At 64.9% G+C, this 14,936-nt stretch carries 16 protein-coding genes; 12 read left to right on the top strand and 4 right to left on the bottom strand.

Annotated elements, in window-relative coordinates; genetic code table 11:
* The first annotated feature begins 147 nt into the window (after positions 1-147).
* The 3 genes from IC66_RS0104550 to IC66_RS0104540 all read left to right on the top strand — a co-directional run bounded on the left by IC66_RS0104550 (position 148) and on the right by IC66_RS0104540 (position 3,225).
* A complete protein-coding gene (locus tag IC66_RS0104550) occupies positions 148-2,181 on the top strand; it encodes a VTT domain-containing protein (RefSeq protein ID WP_038946791.1) in 2,034 nt (677 codons plus the stop codon).
* The gene (locus IC66_RS0104545; RefSeq protein ID WP_038946790.1) at positions 2,181-2,900 is read left to right on the top strand and encodes an endonuclease/exonuclease/phosphatase family protein; all 720 of its coding nucleotides are present in this window, start codon (positions 2,181-2,183) and stop codon (positions 2,898-2,900) included. The genes IC66_RS0104550 and IC66_RS0104545 overlap by 1 nt, the downstream gene beginning before the upstream one ends.
* Positions 2,901-3,033: 133 nt before the next feature.
* Complete coding sequence (locus IC66_RS0104540; protein ID WP_028144630.1) at positions 3,034-3,225, top strand: hypothetical protein; 192 nt, start codon at positions 3,034-3,036, stop codon at positions 3,223-3,225.
* 58 nt (positions 3,226-3,283) lie between these two features.
* On the opposite strand, the gene IC66_RS0104535 is transcribed toward IC66_RS0104540, so the two are convergent.
* Positions 3,284-3,508 carry a hypothetical protein gene (locus tag IC66_RS0104535; RefSeq protein ID WP_028144631.1) on the bottom strand — a complete coding sequence of 75 codons (225 nt, stop codon included), beginning with the start codon at positions 3,506-3,508 and terminating at the stop codon, positions 3,284-3,286.
* Between the two features lie 258 nt (positions 3,509-3,766).
* Here IC66_RS0104535 and IC66_RS0104530 point away from each other — a divergent pair, with 258 nt between their 5' ends.
* The gene (locus tag IC66_RS0104530; RefSeq protein ID WP_038970337.1) at positions 3,767-4,087 is read left to right on the top strand and encodes a DUF1476 domain-containing protein; all 321 of its coding nucleotides are present in this window, start codon (positions 3,767-3,769) and stop codon (positions 4,085-4,087) included.
* Positions 4,088-4,104: 17 nt separating this feature from the next.
* Here the strand turns inward: IC66_RS0104530 and IC66_RS0104525 are convergent, their stop codons facing one another.
* Positions 4,105-4,695 (bottom strand): TIGR00645 family protein, encoded by a 591-nt coding sequence (locus tag IC66_RS0104525; protein WP_028144632.1) that lies wholly within the window; start codon positions 4,693-4,695, stop codon positions 4,105-4,107.
* Between the two features lie 158 nt (positions 4,696-4,853).
* On the opposite strand from IC66_RS0104525, the gene IC66_RS0104520 reads away from it, so the two are divergent.
* Positions 4,854-5,144 carry a hypothetical protein gene (locus IC66_RS0104520; protein WP_028144633.1) on the top strand — a complete coding sequence of 97 codons (291 nt, stop codon included), beginning with the start codon at positions 4,854-4,856 and terminating at the stop codon, positions 5,142-5,144.
* 19 nt (positions 5,145-5,163) lie between these two features.
* Here the strand turns inward: IC66_RS0104520 and IC66_RS48950 are convergent, their stop codons facing one another.
* The gene (locus tag IC66_RS48950; RefSeq protein ID WP_256379428.1) at positions 5,164-5,292 is read right to left on the bottom strand and encodes a hypothetical protein; all 129 of its coding nucleotides are present in this window, start codon (positions 5,290-5,292) and stop codon (positions 5,164-5,166) included.
* Positions 5,293-6,082: 790 nt separating this feature from the next.
* On the opposite strand from IC66_RS48950, the gene IC66_RS0104500 reads away from it, so the two are divergent.
* Entirely contained in the window at positions 6,083-7,009 is a 927-nt protein-coding gene (locus IC66_RS0104500; RefSeq protein ID WP_049806454.1) for a septal ring lytic transglycosylase RlpA family protein, read from the top strand.
* Here the strand turns inward: IC66_RS0104500 and IC66_RS0104495 are convergent.
* Positions 7,006-7,959, bottom strand: coding sequence for an alpha/beta fold hydrolase (locus tag IC66_RS0104495; protein ID WP_038946788.1), 954 nt, complete (start codon positions 7,957-7,959; stop codon positions 7,006-7,008). The two genes, IC66_RS0104500 and IC66_RS0104495, sit on opposite strands and share 4 nt — an antisense overlap.
* 152 nt (positions 7,960-8,111) lie before the next feature.
* On the opposite strand from IC66_RS0104495, the gene IC66_RS0104490 reads away from it, so the two are divergent.
* The 6 genes from IC66_RS0104490 to IC66_RS0104460 all read left to right on the top strand — a co-directional run bounded on the left by IC66_RS0104490 (position 8,112) and on the right by IC66_RS0104460 (position 14,833).
* Positions 8,112-9,374, top strand: a complete 1,263-nt coding sequence (locus IC66_RS0104490; RefSeq protein ID WP_038946787.1) for a D-alanyl-D-alanine carboxypeptidase family protein — start codon at positions 8,112-8,114, stop codon at positions 9,372-9,374.
* A 2-nt stretch (positions 9,375-9,376) separates the two neighbouring features.
* Positions 9,377-10,063, top strand: a complete 687-nt coding sequence (gene tmk / locus IC66_RS0104485) for a dTMP kinase (RefSeq protein ID WP_038946786.1) — start codon at positions 9,377-9,379, stop codon at positions 10,061-10,063.
* Positions 10,060-11,106, top strand: a complete 1,047-nt coding sequence (locus IC66_RS0104480) for a DNA polymerase III subunit delta' (RefSeq protein WP_028144638.1) — start codon at positions 10,060-10,062, stop codon at positions 11,104-11,106. Before tmk ends, IC66_RS0104480 begins: the two co-directional genes overlap by 4 nt.
* 108 nt (positions 11,107-11,214) lie before the next feature.
* Positions 11,215-13,233 carry a methionine--tRNA ligase gene (metG, locus tag IC66_RS0104470; RefSeq protein WP_080670297.1) on the top strand — a complete coding sequence of 673 codons (2,019 nt, stop codon included), beginning with the start codon at positions 11,215-11,217 and terminating at the stop codon, positions 13,231-13,233.
* A gap of 12 nt (positions 13,234-13,245) precedes the next feature.
* The gene (locus tag IC66_RS0104465) at positions 13,246-14,022 is read left to right on the top strand and encodes a TatD family hydrolase (protein WP_038946785.1); all 777 of its coding nucleotides are present in this window, start codon (positions 13,246-13,248) and stop codon (positions 14,020-14,022) included.
* Positions 14,023-14,035: 13 nt separating this feature from the next.
* Positions 14,036-14,833 carry an MBL fold metallo-hydrolase gene (locus IC66_RS0104460; protein ID WP_028144641.1) on the top strand — a complete coding sequence of 266 codons (798 nt, stop codon included), beginning with the start codon at positions 14,036-14,038 and terminating at the stop codon, positions 14,831-14,833.
* Positions 14,834-14,936: the final 103 nt, after the last annotated feature.

Below are 14,936 nucleotides of genomic sequence, written 5' to 3'. Positions count from 1 at the left end.
CTGACAACCTCGACCTCCTGGATTTGTGGAACCCCTTGAGCGTTCAGCGCGTTTAGACGCGAATGCGATTGCGAGGTCCACCTGCTCCAGAGCTCATCCACCCTGATCCCCGGCGACACCGTCTGGCGGCGGTGCAAGGCGCGGCACGTGGCGGTTCTGAACGATGCTGCCGCTTATTTCGCGGCCCTGCGCGAGGCGCTGCTCGCGGCGGAAGATATCGTCTACATCATCGGGTGGGACATCCACAGCGAGACCCGGCTGGTCGGAGCGTCGGGGCGGGCGGACGACGGCTTGCCGGAACTGCTCGGCCCATTTCTGCGTGCCCTCGTGCACCGCCGGCCGGACCTGCGGATCAACATTCTCGTCTGGGACTTCGTCTCGTTCTACGCCTCCGAACGGGAATGGAATTCCGCGGCCAAATTCACCGCCGACACGGACGGCCGAGTCCGATTTCATCTGGACTCCACGCTTCCGTTCGGTTCGGCCCAGCACCAGAAGATCGTCTGTATCGATGGTTCACTGGCGTTCGTCGGCGGGCTCGATCTGACGATCAGGCGCTGGGACACGAGCGACCATCGCGCCGATCACGAACTGCGCTGCGACCCCCAGGGCAAGCCATACCCGCCGTTTCATGATGTTCAATGCGTGGTAGACGGGAATGCTGCCGCCTCGCTGTTCGAGCTGGCCGAGGAGCGCTGGCGTGCGGCAGGCCAACAAATACAGGATCGGCGTGCGCAAAAGGGGATGCGCTGGCCGGCGGATGTTCCGGTCGAGGCTGAGCTCATGCCGGTTGGGATCGCCCGGACCGAGGTGGTCTGTCCTGCAGGTTCGACCATCAGGGAGGTCGAACGCTCCTTGATTGCAGCGATCCGGTCCGCGACGAGCTTTATCTACATCGAGAACCAGTTCACCAGCGCCATCAAGATCGCGCGTGAGTTGGCGGAGCAGATGCAGCGCGTGCCGTCGCTCCGGGTTCTGGTCGTCGCTCCAAAACTGCATTCCTCGTGGCTGGAATCCCAGGCCATGCAGAATGGCCGTGGTGCGTTCATCGACTGCTTCAGCGAGGCCGGCGTGGCAAATCGTATCCGCTTCGTCTACCCGGTCTCACGAGCGGGAGACACGGAAGCGGCCGTGATGGTGCACAGCAAGCTCATGATCGTCGATGACAGGATCTTGAGGATCGGCTCGGCCAATTTGAACAACCGGTCGATGGGCGCCGACAGCGAATGTGATCTGATCTTTGAAGCCGTATCCGACGAACATCGGGAGTCCGTCGCTTCAGTTCGGAATCGCCTGATAGCCCATTTTTGTGGCCTCGACGAACAGAGCGTCAGGCAAAACGACGATCGTCTTCTTGCTCTTATGGACGAAATGTCGAAAGCCGATGGCCCGAAGACGCTGCGGGCAGTGGAAGCCTCAGTCCTGACCAGCACCCTTGCCACGATGGTTCAGCCGGTGGCGGACCCTGAGCGGCCCCTTCATCTCGAGCGGGCGGCATCGCGCATGTGGAGCACGAAGACCGTCATCGGGATCGTATCGATCGCCGTGGCGCTTCTTGGCTTGGCAATAGCCTGGTCGTACACCTCCTTGGGCGATTTCGCCGACACGGGCCGCATCTCGAATTTGCTGTCGACCTATTCCCAGTCCGTCTGGGGGCCGCCACTCGCAATCGCGGTTTTTGTCGTCGGCGGGCTGGTGGTGTTTCCGGTGCTCGTGCTCATTGCAGCAACGGCTGCCGCGCTTGGGCCATGGCTGGGTTTCGCCACGGCGATCGCCGGTGTCTTGCTCAGCGCCTTCATCCTTTTCGTGATCGGGCGCGCCCTCGGACGGCAGCGGCTTCAGCAGTTGCTCGGACGACGTGCCGCGCGGATCCAGGACCGCGTTGTCGGCAAGGGCGTCCTGGCTGTCGTCGTCATCCGGATGATTCCCATCGCACCGTTCTCGGTCGTGAATGTCGTGGCTGGCGCGAGCACGCTGCCTTTACGCGACTTCCTGCTCGGAACCCTGCTTGGCATGACGCCCGGTATTCTTGCCATGGCCGTGCTGGGGGCTCAGATCGCGGATTTGGCCCGCAACGCATCCTGGAGCAGCATGTTGCTGTTGGTGCTGGCGTTCCTGGGCTGGCTCGGCGTCTGCGCGGGCGCGCAATTCCTCGCGACCTGGCTCGCCGGGAGGCGCTGATGGCGCCGGTGCGTTTCATGACGTGGAATGTGCACGGCACGTTCAATCTCAATCCGAAGTTCGATCTGGAGGGGGTCTGCTCCATCCTTCGCAAATGGGCCCCTGATGTCGTCGCGCTTCAGGAGGTGGACTCGCGATCGAGGTCCGACGATCCGTTTGCGAAGCTGGCGAGTGTCGTCGGCGATCACCGCGTTCACGCCAAGTCGATTGTCACTGCGGATGGCGACTACGGTCAGATGCTCCTGAGCCGCTTTCCGTTCTCCGGGGTGCCCGAAATCGTCGACGTGTCGTATCGGGAGCGCGAGCCGCGCAGGGCCATTGCCACTGGCCTCCTGACGCCGGTCGGTGACGTGCGCGTGGTTGCCACGCATCTCGGCCTGAGCATCCACGAGCGGTATGCCCAGGCACAAACCCTGGTGAGCCTGGTGAAACCCGGAAGGACCGTCGTCCTCGGCGATTTCAACGATTGGTTTTGGGTCAAGTCGGTGCGGCGGGTGCTCGCGCAGGCCTGCCCCAACCGTACGCGGCTGCGCACCTTCCCATCGCGCCTACCCCTTATGCGGCTTGACCGGATTTATGCGACGTCTGATAGCCGGATCGAGAAGGTCTGGACCGACGTGGAGGCGAGAGCCTTCTCGGACCATCTGCCCGTCATTGCCGATGTTGAGATCCAGGGGCCGTCGAGAACCCAAGAAAATCTTTATTGTCCAATAGCATAGCTACTGTGCATGGGGTTGTTTTTCGATATTTGCTGGAGCGGCCTTCGGGCACGGCGAACAGCTCGAGTTCCAATTTGCGGGTCCGCGGGGTACACCTTATGGAACCCTTTCGCCGCGTCTGCGTTGTCTCCGCATGACTGAAGACCTTTCCTTCCGACGCAAACCCCTGACCCCCGAGCAGCGCCAGGCGCGCGATGCGGCACGCCGGATCGAGGCCGAAAAGGCCATGCGCGACCATGAAGAGGCGCAGAAGGCGTTTTACGCCAACAAGGAGCGGCTGAGGGCCGAACGGCTGGCGCGCGAGGCGGCGGCGGCGAAGGCCTGATCCTGCGCGGGTCCCTCCGGCAATATTCTGACGCGATCTGTCCGTGCGATGCCGCCGGCTAGTGCCGGTTCGGCGTCCTCGTCGCGCTCCAGGCCAGCCTCAGCGCCTGGACGGCACCTGTGAACGCGCCACGGGGCGATTGCGCTTCGATGGCTTCGGCTGCGATGCGGCAATCGTCGGCGACTTTGAGCAGCCCGCTTCGCGCGAGGTCCATGGTGGAGAGGGCGGCCTGCTCCAGGCAGACCCGTTCAAGCCGTCGAAACTCCCGCAGCTCTTTGTTCATGCGTCAGCTCTCGGTATGCCCCAAGCCATGCGGCGCTGAGTCTGCTTAACGATCGGTAAGCGGTCTCTGCCTAGCCAAGTCGGCTGGCGCCGGGCTTGTGCGGGCCATGCACGCGCCCGGCGCGGGGGCGCATCGGCAGGCTTGACGGCGTTTGGCTTCCGCCGGAAGCTTCAACTGATCCGAACTGACGTGAAGCACGGAGACGTTCGCCCCCAGCCAGTCCGACACCCATCAGCGCAAGTGCAAATGGAGCTGACCATGACCACGTTCGACAAGCGCGAGCAGGGCTTTGAGGCCAAATTCGTCCACGACGAGGAGTTCATGTTCAAGGCCACCGCCCGGTCCAACAAGCTGCTCGGGCTCTGGGCTGCAGGCCAGCTCGGGCTCAGCGGCGATGCCGCGGCAAGCTACGCAACCACGCTGGTGACGGACCATCTGGAGAGCCGGGCGATCGCCGATGTCGTGGACAAGGTGTCAGGCGATCTCGCCGCCAAGGGCATCGCGCGTGAGCAGGTCGCGCTGAAGCTTCAGGAGTGCCTGCACCAGGCGCTGGCGCAGCTCGAAGTGGACAAGCAATAAGGCCGACGTTGGTAACCTCACTCGGCCTGCTTGCGCGTGCCGGAGTCACCGAGCTTGTCGACATAGGCAATGCCGATCGCCGAAACGACGAAGGTGAGGTGAATCAGCACCTGCCACATCACGCCGGTCTCGGTGAAGCCGGCGCGGTTCGAGCCGAGATTGCCGGCCTCGATGAAGGTGCGCAGCAGCGCGATCGAGGAGATGCCGATGATGGCCATGGCGAGCTTGATCTTGAGGACGCTTGCATTGACGTGGCCGAGCCATTCCGGCTCGTCGGGATGGCCCTGCAGGTCGAGCCGCGAGACGAACGTCTCGTAGCCGCCGACGATCACCATCACCAGCAGATTGGAGATCATCACGACGTCGATCAGCGCCAGCACGCTCATCATGATCTGCTGCTCGGTGAGATCGAGGGCGTGCCAGGAGAGGTGCCAGAGCTCTTTCAGGAACAGCGCGATATAGACGCACTGCGCCACGATCAGTCCCAGATAGAGCGGCAGCTGCAGCCAGCGCGAGCCGAAGATGATCATCGGCAGCAGGCCCAGGCGCGGCGGGGGCGAACGGGGTTCGGCACGAGGTTCGGATTGGGGTGAAGGCTCAACCGACATTCAGGCTGCATCCTCGCAATCGAAACGATCGCTTTTATCTAGCCCGACAACATGGCCGGCGGAAGACGCCCCGCGTGTCTCGCCTTCGGCGGACCTGGCCATTTCGTGCTAGCGTGCCGAACGGCCATCGCGCGACGATGTGGATCGGGAGGCGGGGAGTGACGAGGAGCGGCTTTCGCAGATGGTCCGGCGGCATCGCGCTCGCCGGCGCGATCATGATCGGCGCGGGCACCGCGGAGGTCTCGGCGACACCGCTGACGCCGTTTCGCTACGAGGCGCAGGCGCAGCGTCATTGCCCGCACGACAAGGTGGTCTGGCTCGACTTCAGGAAGGGCATCTACTACCGCAAGGGTCAGAAGCGGTACGGCCAGGGGTTCGACGGCAGCTTCGTCTGCCTGAACGAGGCCCGTGACGGCTTCTATCGTCGCTCCGTGCTGGGCCTGCGCTGAGAGCGGCGCCTGACGCCGGCTATTTCTGCGCCGGCAGCCTGACCGGCACGTGCGGGGAGGTGCTGATGACCCGGGGGCTGCCGTCGGGATAGGAGCGGTCGCCGCGGATCAGGGATTCCAGGACCAGGAAGAATTTCTCGGCAAGCATTCGCGTCACCCTCGTTGGTGATGGCCTCTGGAAATGAGTCGAGGCAGCGAACGCGGGAATTCAATCAACAGATTGGGAGCGGGACATCGGCGCCTGATGCGCCTGATGGAGCTGTGCTGGAGGGTAACGAAGCGGAGCGGGGCTCAGGCGAACGCCAGTGCCACGAGGCTCGAGCAGAGCAGGACCAAGCCGCCGGCGGTCAATGCCAGGAAGCCGTCAGATACCAGGTCATGGTTGCGCATGTGACACCTGCCGCTCTCGTTTTCGATGCTCGGTCGGATCGATCAAAATTGTCCGAACGCGCCGCTTGAAAGAGGTGATGCTTGCCGATCGCGCGAGTGCCCTCAGGCCCTCGTGCGGTAACCTTCAAACGCATGGGCCAGGAAGATCCCCGCGCTTACCAGACCCATCAGTGCCGAAACCGTCTCGATCATCGTTAAATTCCAAATCCCGCCCTTGCATCCGAGAGAACGCGTGCGGCCTTGCACAGTCAAAAGAATTCCAGTGAAGGCAGCGACAATGGGGGTGGAGTGAGGATTTGGCGCAACAGAATGTCCAGCCGTGGCACAGAGTCGGTGCCATCGCTCCGTAGAACAACGGAAAAATGCGAACGTCTCGTTTACCATCCCGGCGGGATCGCTGTGGGCTCCCCATTTCCGCCGTGTTCGGGTTGCGTTATCGTTACCGCTTCCGACGCGGTGGTGGGCCGCCTCGGATTAGAGGACCGGACAGCGCTCCCCGTGGCCAAAGCGGGTTGGGTACGCCTCCGGCAAAGTGGTATTTGGGGCGCATGGGGATCCGTCGGTCAGATTCGGTTTTGCGGGCCGCGCGTGGTGCTGCGGCGGTCGCGGCCTGCGTTGCGCTTGCCAATTGCGCCTCCTCCAACAAATTCGCCAGCCGCGTCGATCCGAAATACGGCGTGTCCTCGAGCCCCCGGGTCGTGGCGTTGGGGGATCCGGTCCCGAAGGGCGGCGGCACCTACCGCGTCGGCAAGCCCTATGTCGTGGCGGGCCGGACCTACGTGCCGGAGGAAGACGTCAACTATCGCGCCGAGGGCATGGCGTCCTGGTACGGCGACGACTTCCACGGCCGCCTGACCGCCAATGGCGAAGTGTTCGACATGACCTCGCTGACCGCGGCGCATCCGACCCTGCCGATGCCGTCCTATGCGCGGGTGACCAATGTCTCGAACGGCAAGTCGCTGATCGTGCGCGTCAATGACCGCGGGCCCTATCACGGCAACCGCCTCATCGACGTCTCGAACAAGGCGGCCGAACTGCTTGAATTCAAAGGCAATGGCGTCGCCAAGGTCCGCGTCGAATATGTCGGCCGGGCGCCGCTCGAAGGCTCCGACGACCGCCAGCTTCTGGCGACCCTGCGCACCGGCGTTCCGGCGCCGTCGCCCTCGATGGTCCGGGTCGCCTCGGCCAAGCCCTTCGTGCCGGAATTGCCGGGATCGAGCCGCGGTGCCATTCGCGGCGACGTGCCGATGCCGGAGGGGCGGCCCTATAATCTCGGCACCACCTCCGCCGACATGGCCTCGCTCAACGCGACCTCGGAAATGTCGGCCTCGAGCCGCAGCCGGGGCCGGGCGGTCCACAACGCCCGCGCCGTGTCCTATGAAGAGGACGGCCGCTACGCCGCCGAGAATGCGCCGTCGTCGGCCCACGGGGCCGCCGAGGCCCGCAGCATCCTGAGCGGCCGCGGGCTCTACTAGACTGCGCTTTCGTTCAGGAATTGCACCAGCGCCGCGTTCACCTCGTCGGGCCGTTCCTGCTGCACCCAATGGCCGGCGCCCTCGATGATCAGCTTTCGCTTCAGATTGGGCAGCACGCGCTCGAGCTCGTTGACGCGCTTGGCGCCGATCAGGCCGGTGATGACGGCGTCCCTGGAGCCGGCGATGAACAACGAGGGCTGATGGATCTGCGCGTCCTGCCAGGGTGCCGTCAGCTCCCAATTGCGGTCGATGTTGCGGTACCAGTTCAGCCCGCCGCGAAAGCCGGACTTGCGGAAGCTCTCGGTGAAATAGGCCAGATCAGCCTCGCCGAGCCAGGCGGGCAGCGTCTCCTCGGCGGTCGCGTGGCTGAGAAAGCCCTTGCCCTCCTGCACGAACATGGCGGCGGTGGGATCGGCAAAGCCGCGTCCGCCGAGCACAATGCGCATGGTGCGGGCGACGTCGCGTTCCAGCTCGGCCTCGGCGACGCCGGGCGCCTGGAAGTACTGCCAGTAGAAATTGGTGACGCCGCCCTGGCGCAAGAGGTCGAGCGGCTTGCCGCGGCCGCGGAACGGCGGCGGCACGCTAAGGCCGGCGACCGCCGTGAAGATGTCCGGCCGGAACAGCGCCGCGTGCCAGGCGACCGGCGCGCCCCAATCGTGGCCGACCACCATCGCCTTGGTTTCGCCGAGCGCCTGCACCAGGCCGACCACGTCGCCGACCGTGTCGAAGATCGAGTAGGCGGCAACCTCAGGCGGCGCGGCGCTTTGGCCGTAGCCGCGCATGTCGGGGGCGACGACGTGAAACCCGGCCGCGGCGAGCGCGGGGATCTGGTGGCGCCAGGAATAGGACAGCTCCGGCCAGCCATGGCACAGAACGACCAGCGGACCCTGGCCGGCTTCGCGGATGAAGAGATCGATGCCGTTGGCCTTGATCACGCGGGTGGAAGACATCGCTTTTCCGCCTTGTTTCAGGGGTTTGGTCGAGAAACATAAGGCGCCACGATAGGGGCGCGGCGAGAATCGTGCAATCTCGCGGCAGGCGTCCAACGTCGTGTTGTTCGCACCGGTTCCAGCTGTTAGAACGCCGCTCTCAGGGCTTGGCCATGGCATTTCGTCCTTCTTCGCTTCGTCGCAGCCGCTTCACCGCGAGGGCGCTGGTGCGCGCCCTGATCGCGACGGCTGTGATCGTGGGCGTCGTCTGGAGCGGGGCACTTCTGGCCGCCAACCAGAGCATCCAGGGGGCCAAGAAGCCGGACGATGCCGGCTTCGACGGCGATGCCCCGACTGCGATCCTGATCGAGGCCTCCTCAGGCAGCGTGCTGTTCGAGAAGAACGCCGACGAGCTGCGCGCGCCCTCCAGCATGATGAAGCTGATGACGGCGGAAGTCGTCTTCAATGCCATCAAGAAGGGCGACATCAAGCTCACCGACGAGTACCGGATCAGCGAGAATGCCTGGCGCCGGGGCGGCGCGCCCTCGGGCGGCTCGACCATGTTTGCCGCCATCAACAGCAAGGTCTCGGTCGACGATCTCCTGCACGGCGCGATCATCCAGAGCGGCAACGATGCCTGCATCGCGCTTGCCGAGGCCATGGCTGGCAACGAGAAGATCTTCGCGGCCGACTTCATGACCAAGCGCGCGCGTGAGCTCGGCATGACCAAGTCGACCTTCGGCAACTCCAACGGCTTGCCCGACCCCGCCAACAAGATGACGGTGCGCGAGCTCGGCGTGCTCGCCCGGCACATCATCCTGGACTTCCCCGAATTCTACAAACTGTTCGGCGAGAAGGAGTACACCTGGAACAAGATCCGCCAGCCCAACCGCAATCCGCTGCTCAACTCGATGGAAGGCGCCGACGGCCTGAAGACCGGTTATACGAAGGAGGGCGGCTACGGTATGGTCGGCTCGGCGGTGCAGAACGGCACGCGGCTGATCGTCGTCGTCAACGGATTGGAAGATCCCGAGGATCGCGCCACGGAAGCCAAGAAAATGCTGGAGTGGGGTTTCCGCAATTTCGAGACCCGCACGCTGATCGCGGCCGAGCAGCCGGTCGGCTACGCCAAGGTGTTCGGCGGCGAGAGCCGTTCGGTCAAGCTCGTCGCCAAGACTCCGGTGAAGGTGATGGTGCACAAGAACGGCAGCGACAAGCTGATTGCGCGCGTCGTCTATAGCGGTCCGGTGCGGGCGCCGGTCGAGGCCGGCCAACGGGTCGGCGTGGTCAAGGTCTGGCGCAGCGGCAACATCGCGGTGGAGACGCCGGTCTATGCGGCCGAAGCGATCGGCACCGGCTCGACCGTGCGACGCGCGATCGACGGCGCCAGCGAGCTCGTGATCGGCATGTTCCGCGCAGGCGCCGAGAAGCTCTGATCATGAGTGAGAGCGCGCCACAGCGGCCGTCCGGACGCGGACGCTTCATCACCTTTGAAGGCGGCGAGGGCACCGGCAAGTCGACCCAGATCAAGAAGCTCGCCGACCGTCTCAAGGCGGCAAAGCTCCGCATCCGCGTCACCCGGGAGCCGGGCGGCTCGCCGGGCGCCGAGATCATGCGTCATCTGGTGCTGTCGGGCATGGGCAGGCTGCTCGGCCCCGAGGCGGAGACGCTGCTGTTTGCCGCCGCGCGCGATGACCATGTCCGCACCGTGATCCTGCCTGCGCTCAACCAGGGGACCTGGGTGCTGTGCGACCGCTTCGCCGACTCGACGCGGGCCTATCAGGGTAGCCTCGGCCAAGTGCCTGAGGGCCTGATCAACGCGATGCAGCGGGTCACGATCGGCGATCTCAAGCCGGACCTCACCATCATCCTCGACCTGCCGGTCGAGATCGGCCTGCAACGCGCCGCCGCGCGCCGGGGCGGTGGCACGCCGGACCGGTTCGAGGGCGAGAAGCTGAGCTTCCACCAGGGCCTGCGCGAGGCCTATCGCAAGATTGCCGAGGACGATCCCGCACGCTGCGTGCTGATCGACGCCAATTCCGACCCTGACACGGTTGCGGGCCGTGTCTGGACGGCGCTGCGCGATCGTCTTCTTCCCACGCCAGCCTCGGCGGTTTCCGTATGAGCCCGCGTCAGACCGAGCGCGAAACCGGCATTCCGCATCCGCGCGAGACATCGAAACTGTTCGGTCATCGCGAGGCGGAGACCGCGCTGTTGACGGCCTATCGCAGCGGCCGCATCCCTCACGCCTGGCTGATCGGCGGGCCGCAGGGCATCGGCAAGGCGACCCTGGCCTATCGCATGGCGCGCTTCGTGCTAGCCCATGGCCAGCCGCTTGCGCCTTCCGTGCAGCGCGCCGAAGACCTCGCGATCGATCCCGATGACGCCGTGGCGCGGCAGGTGGCGGCCGGCTCGCATGGCGGCCTGCTGACGCTGGAGCGTACCGCCAACGATCGCGGCGTGATGCGCACCGTGATCACCGTGGACGAGACGCGCGAGACGATCGGCTTCTTCGGCTCGACTGCCGCGGCCGAAGGCTGGCGCGTCTGCATCGTCGATACCGTCGACGAGCTCAATCCGAACGCGGCCAACGCGCTGTTGAAAATCCTCGAGGAACCGCCGCAGCAATCGCTGTTCCTCTTGGTGAGCCACGCGCCCGCGCGCGTGCTCGCCACCATCCAGTCGCGCTGTCGCAAGCTTCGCCTGCGATCGCTCGCCACGAATGATGTGATCGGGGCGGCGGCGTCGGCGGCCGAGCTCGATCCGAACGATCCAGCGCTGCGCGAGGCGGCGGAGGCCTCAGAGGGCAGCGTTGCACGGGCTCTGACTCTCCTCGGCGGCGACGCGCTCAAGCTCCAGCAGCGCACGGCGGCGCTGCTCGCGCGCCTGCCGCAGGTCGATCCGCGCGAATTGCACACGCTCGGCGATTCGCTCGGCACCAGTGACCGCGTCGCGCTCGCGGCCTTCATCGACGGCATCGATCGCTGGATCGCGGAACGCCTGCATGCGGACGAGGCCAATGCCAACCAGAACCTGCCGCGCCTTGCGCGCCTAGCCGAGGTATGGGAAAAGATCGTCCGCGCCGCGCGCGACACCGAAACCTACAATCTGGAACGAAAGCCCTTGGTTTTCTCGGTGTTCGGCTGGCTGGCGGACGCAACGCGCTAAAGCATGATCCGGAACAGTGCGCAGCGGTTTTCCGAAAGATCATGCGCAAATCAATAATCGAACCCAGGTTCGTCTCCAGATTTCGAGAAGCCGGTAAAGGAATTCGTCGTGGCAACGCGAGCTAAGAAAACTGCTAAAGGCAAGGGCCGCAACAAGGCTGCGAAGAAAGCCGCAAAGAAGGCCGTGAAGGCGCGCGCGTCCAAGGCCAACGCCAAGGCGGCCAAGAAAGTCAGGAAGACCAAGAAGGCCACGGCCAAGAAGGGCGCGAAGAAGAGCGCCGTGAAGACGGCAAAGAAGGCGGTCAAGAAGGCTGCGAAGAAGCCGGCTGTCGCCAAGAAGGCTGTGAAGAAAGCCGCCAAGAAGCCAGCCAACAAATCAGCCAAGACCCCCGCCAAGTCGCCTGCGAAGACGGTGGCCAAGAAGGCGAGGGTGGTCGCGCCTGTGATCGCAGCGCCGGCCCCCGCCGCCACGCCGCCGAAGGCTGCCAAGCCGAAGGCCCCGCGCGCGCCGAAGCCCGCTGCAGCTCCGCAAGCCGCAGCGCCCGCAGCCGCACCAAAGGCTGCCGCGCCCGTTGCCGCCCCCGCACGCGACAACGTCTTCTACATCACGACCGCCATCGCCTATCCCAACGGCAGTCCGCATATTGGCCACGCCTATGAGGCGATCGCGACCGACGTGCTGGCGCGTTTTGCGCGGCTCGACGGCAAGGACGTGTTCTTCCTGACCGGTACCGACGAGCACGGCCAGAAGATGGTGCAGACGGCGGCCGGCGAGAACATGGCCGTCTCCGCGCTCGCTGCCCGCAATGCCGGTCGCTTTAAGGAGATGGACGAGCGTCTGAACGTGTCGTTCGATCGCTTCATCCGCACCACCGAGGAGCAGCATCATCGCTCCAGCCAGGAGATCTGGCGGCGCATGGAAGCGAACGGCGATATCTATGCCGACATCTATGCAGGCTGGTATTCCGTGCGGGACGAGGCGTATTACGCCGAGGATGAGACGCGCCTGACCGATGACGGCGTCCGGCTCGGCCCGCAGGGCACGCCGGTCGAATGGGTCGAGGAGAAGAGCTATTTCTTCCGCCTGTCGGCCTATCAGGACAAGCTGTTGAAGCTTTACGCGGATCAGCCTGACTTCGTTGGGCCGGATTCCCGCAAGAACGAGGTGGTGAGCTTCGTCAGAGGCGGCCTGCGTGATCTCTCGATCTCGCGCACCACCTTCGATTGGGGCGTCAAGGTGCCTGGCGACGAAGAGCACGTGATGTATGTCTGGGTCGACGCGCTGACCAACTACATCACCGGCGTCGGCTTCCCCGATGAGAACGACGGAAACTGGCGCTATTGGCCGGCCGACGTGCACATCATCGGCAAGGACATCATCCGTTTCCACGCGGTGTATTGGCCGGCGTTCCTGCTGTCGGCCGGGATTCCGCTGCCGAAGCGGGTCTATGCCCACGGCTTCCTGTTCAGCAGGGGCGAGAAGATGTCGAAGTCGGTCGGCAACGTCGTTGATCCCTTCAATCTTGCCGACCAGTACGGCGTCGACCAGGTGCGCTATTTCTTCCTGCGCGAGGTGCCGTTCGGACAGGACGGCAACTACAACCACGAGGCCATCGTGGCCCGCATCAACGCCGACCTCGCCAACGATCTCGGCAACCTCGCGCAGCGTTCGCTGTCGATGATCGCCAAGCAACTCGGCGGCGTGCTGCCCGAGCCCGGCGAATTCAGCGACAACGACAAGGCAATCCTGGCGATGGCCGACGGCATGGTCGCCGCATCGCGCGAGGCCATGGCAACGCAGCAGATCCATCACTGGCTCAACGCCGTCTGGGCCGTGGTTGCGGAGGCCAACCGCTATTTCGCGGGCGAGGCGCCGTGGGCGCTCGCCAAGACCGACCCGGCCAGGCAGAAGACGGTGCTCTACGTCACGGCCGAAGTCGTGCGCCAGATCGCGATCCTGGCGCAGCCCGCGATGCCGACCGCTTCAGGATTGCTGCTCGACAGCCTCGGCATCCCGGACGGGGAGCGCAACTTCGTCATGCTCGGCGGTGCCAAGCGCATCGCGCCCGGCTCGACCCTGCCGGCGCCGACGCCGGCGTTCCCGCGCTACATCGAGCCGGCAGCCTAGGACGTTTGCGCGATGCTGGTCGACAGCCACTGCCATCTGGATTTTCCGGATTTTGCGGAAGATCTCGACGGGATCGTATCGCGGGCACGCGCGGCCGGCATCGGCCGCATGGTCACGATCTCGACCCGGGTCCGGAAGCTCGACCAGCTTCTGGCCATCACTGAACGCTATGACGATGTCTACTGCTCGGTCGGCACTCATCCACATAACGCGGATGAGGAGGACGGTATCGCGCCGGACGAGCTGGTTGCGTTGACGGAGCATCCCAAAGTCGTCGCGCTCGGCGAGGCCGGGCTCGATTATTTCTACGACAACGGCTCGCCAGAGGCGCAGGCGAGGGGCTTTCGCGCCCACATCGCCGCCGCCCGCACCACCGGCCTGCCGCTGGTGATCCACACCCGCGAGGCCGACGCGGACTGCGCGCGCATCCTGGAAGAGGAGGCGGCCAAGGGGGCGTTTCGCGCCGTGCTGCATTGTTACACCGGCGGGCGCGAGCTGGCGCTGAAAGCGGTGTCACTCGGGCTCTATATCGGTTTCACGGGCATCCTGACCTTCAAGAAATCGGAGACCTTGCGGGCGCTGGCGGCCGAACTGCCGGCCGATCGCATTCTGGTCGAAACGGACTCGCCCTATCTTGCGCCCGGCAAGTTCCGGGGCAAACGCAACGAGCCCGCTCATGTAGTCGAGGTCGCAAAAGTGCTGGCCGCGACGCGCGGCGTGTCGCTTGACGAGATCTCGCGCCAGACCAGCGAAAACTTCTTCCGCCTGTTCTCGAAGGTGAAAGCTTGAAACCGGGAGCCGCATGACGCTGACGCTGACGATCCTGGGCTGCGGCTCCTCCGCCGGCGTGCCGCGCCCGGCGCTCGGCTGGGGTGCCTGCGATCCCAACAATCCCAAGAACCGCCGCCGCCGCTGCTCGCTGCTGGTGGAACGGACCTCCGAGCACGGCACCACGCGCATCCTGATCGACACCTCGCCGGATCTGCGCGAGCAATTGCTCTCGACCAATGTCGATCACATCGACGCGGTGTTCCTGACGCATGAGCACGCCGATCAGACCCACGGCATGGACGATTTGCGTTCGGTCGTGATGCACATGCGCCGTCGTATCCCGACCTATTTCAACCAGTCGACGGCCAAGGACATCCTGTCGCGGTTCTCCTATTGCTTCATCTCGCCGGAGGGCAGCGACTATCCGCCGATCCTGACGCGGCATTCGATCGAAGCTGGCGAAAGCCAGACTGTTCTGGGGAAGGGCGGCGCCGTGACGATGACGGCCTTCCTGGTGCAGCACGGCAACATTCCCGCGCTCGGCTACCGCATCGGGGATGCGGCCTACACACCCGACCTCAACGACATCCCGCGCGAGAGCTGGGGCGCGCTGGAGAATCTGGACCTCTGGATCGTCGACGGCCTGCGCTACACCAACCATGTCAGCCATTTCAGCATCAACGACGCGCTGTCCTGGATCGAACGGTTCAAGCCGAAGCGCGCGGTCATCACCAACATGACGGCCGACGTCGATTACGAAGTGATCCGGCAATCGCTGCCCGCGGGCGTCGTGCCCGCTTTTGACGGGCTGCGGCTCGAGACGCACTGAGCGCACCGGCCTGGCGCGATACGGCCTCGCCGGCAATGGAGCGGGAGCCTCAACGCTGCCGAGACTTCCCGGCGCCGCCGGCGTCGATCCGCATTTGAAATGG

The sequence above is a fragment of the Bradyrhizobium genomosp. III genome, from assembly GCF_000261705.1.
Classification (GTDB): domain Bacteria; phylum Pseudomonadota; class Alphaproteobacteria; order Rhizobiales; family Xanthobacteraceae; genus Bradyrhizobium; species Bradyrhizobium ottawaense.
Note: the sequence above shows the minus strand (reverse complement) of the source record. Positions and strands in the feature narration are given on the sequence as shown.

Excerpts from the sequence above, each read along its gene's own strand:
- IC66_RS0104495 (WP_038946788.1), bottom strand. The coding sequence starts at position 7,959 with ATGTCTTCCACCCGCGTGATCAAGGCCAACGGCATCGATCTCTTCATC.
- IC66_RS0104460 (WP_028144641.1), top strand. The coding sequence starts at position 14,036 with ATGACGCTGACGCTGACGATCCTGGGCTGCGGCTCCTCCGCCGGCGTG.
- IC66_RS0104525 (WP_028144632.1), bottom strand. The coding sequence starts at position 4,695 with ATGTCGGTTGAGCCTTCACCCCAATCCGAACCTCGTGCCGAACCCCGT.
- IC66_RS0104535 (WP_028144631.1), bottom strand. The coding sequence starts at position 3,508 with ATGAACAAAGAGCTGCGGGAGTTTCGACGGCTTGAACGGGTCTGCCTG.
- IC66_RS0104500 (WP_049806454.1), top strand. The coding sequence starts at position 6,083 with ATGGGGATCCGTCGGTCAGATTCGGTTTTGCGGGCCGCGCGTGGTGCT.
- IC66_RS0104545 (WP_038946790.1), top strand. The coding sequence starts at position 2,181 with ATGGCGCCGGTGCGTTTCATGACGTGGAATGTGCACGGCACGTTCAAT.
- IC66_RS0104480 (WP_028144638.1), top strand. The coding sequence starts at position 10,060 with ATGAGCCCGCGTCAGACCGAGCGCGAAACCGGCATTCCGCATCCGCGC.
- IC66_RS0104530 (WP_038970337.1), top strand. The coding sequence starts at position 3,767 with ATGACCACGTTCGACAAGCGCGAGCAGGGCTTTGAGGCCAAATTCGTC.
- tmk (WP_038946786.1), top strand. The coding sequence starts at position 9,377 with ATGAGTGAGAGCGCGCCACAGCGGCCGTCCGGACGCGGACGCTTCATC.
- IC66_RS0104490 (WP_038946787.1), top strand. The coding sequence starts at position 8,112 with ATGGCATTTCGTCCTTCTTCGCTTCGTCGCAGCCGCTTCACCGCGAGG.
- IC66_RS0104465 (WP_038946785.1), top strand. The coding sequence starts at position 13,246 with ATGCTGGTCGACAGCCACTGCCATCTGGATTTTCCGGATTTTGCGGAA.
- IC66_RS0104540 (WP_028144630.1), top strand. The coding sequence starts at position 3,034 with ATGACTGAAGACCTTTCCTTCCGACGCAAACCCCTGACCCCCGAGCAG.
- IC66_RS48950 (WP_256379428.1), bottom strand. The coding sequence starts at position 5,292 with ATGCTTGCCGAGAAATTCTTCCTGGTCCTGGAATCCCTGATCCGCGGC.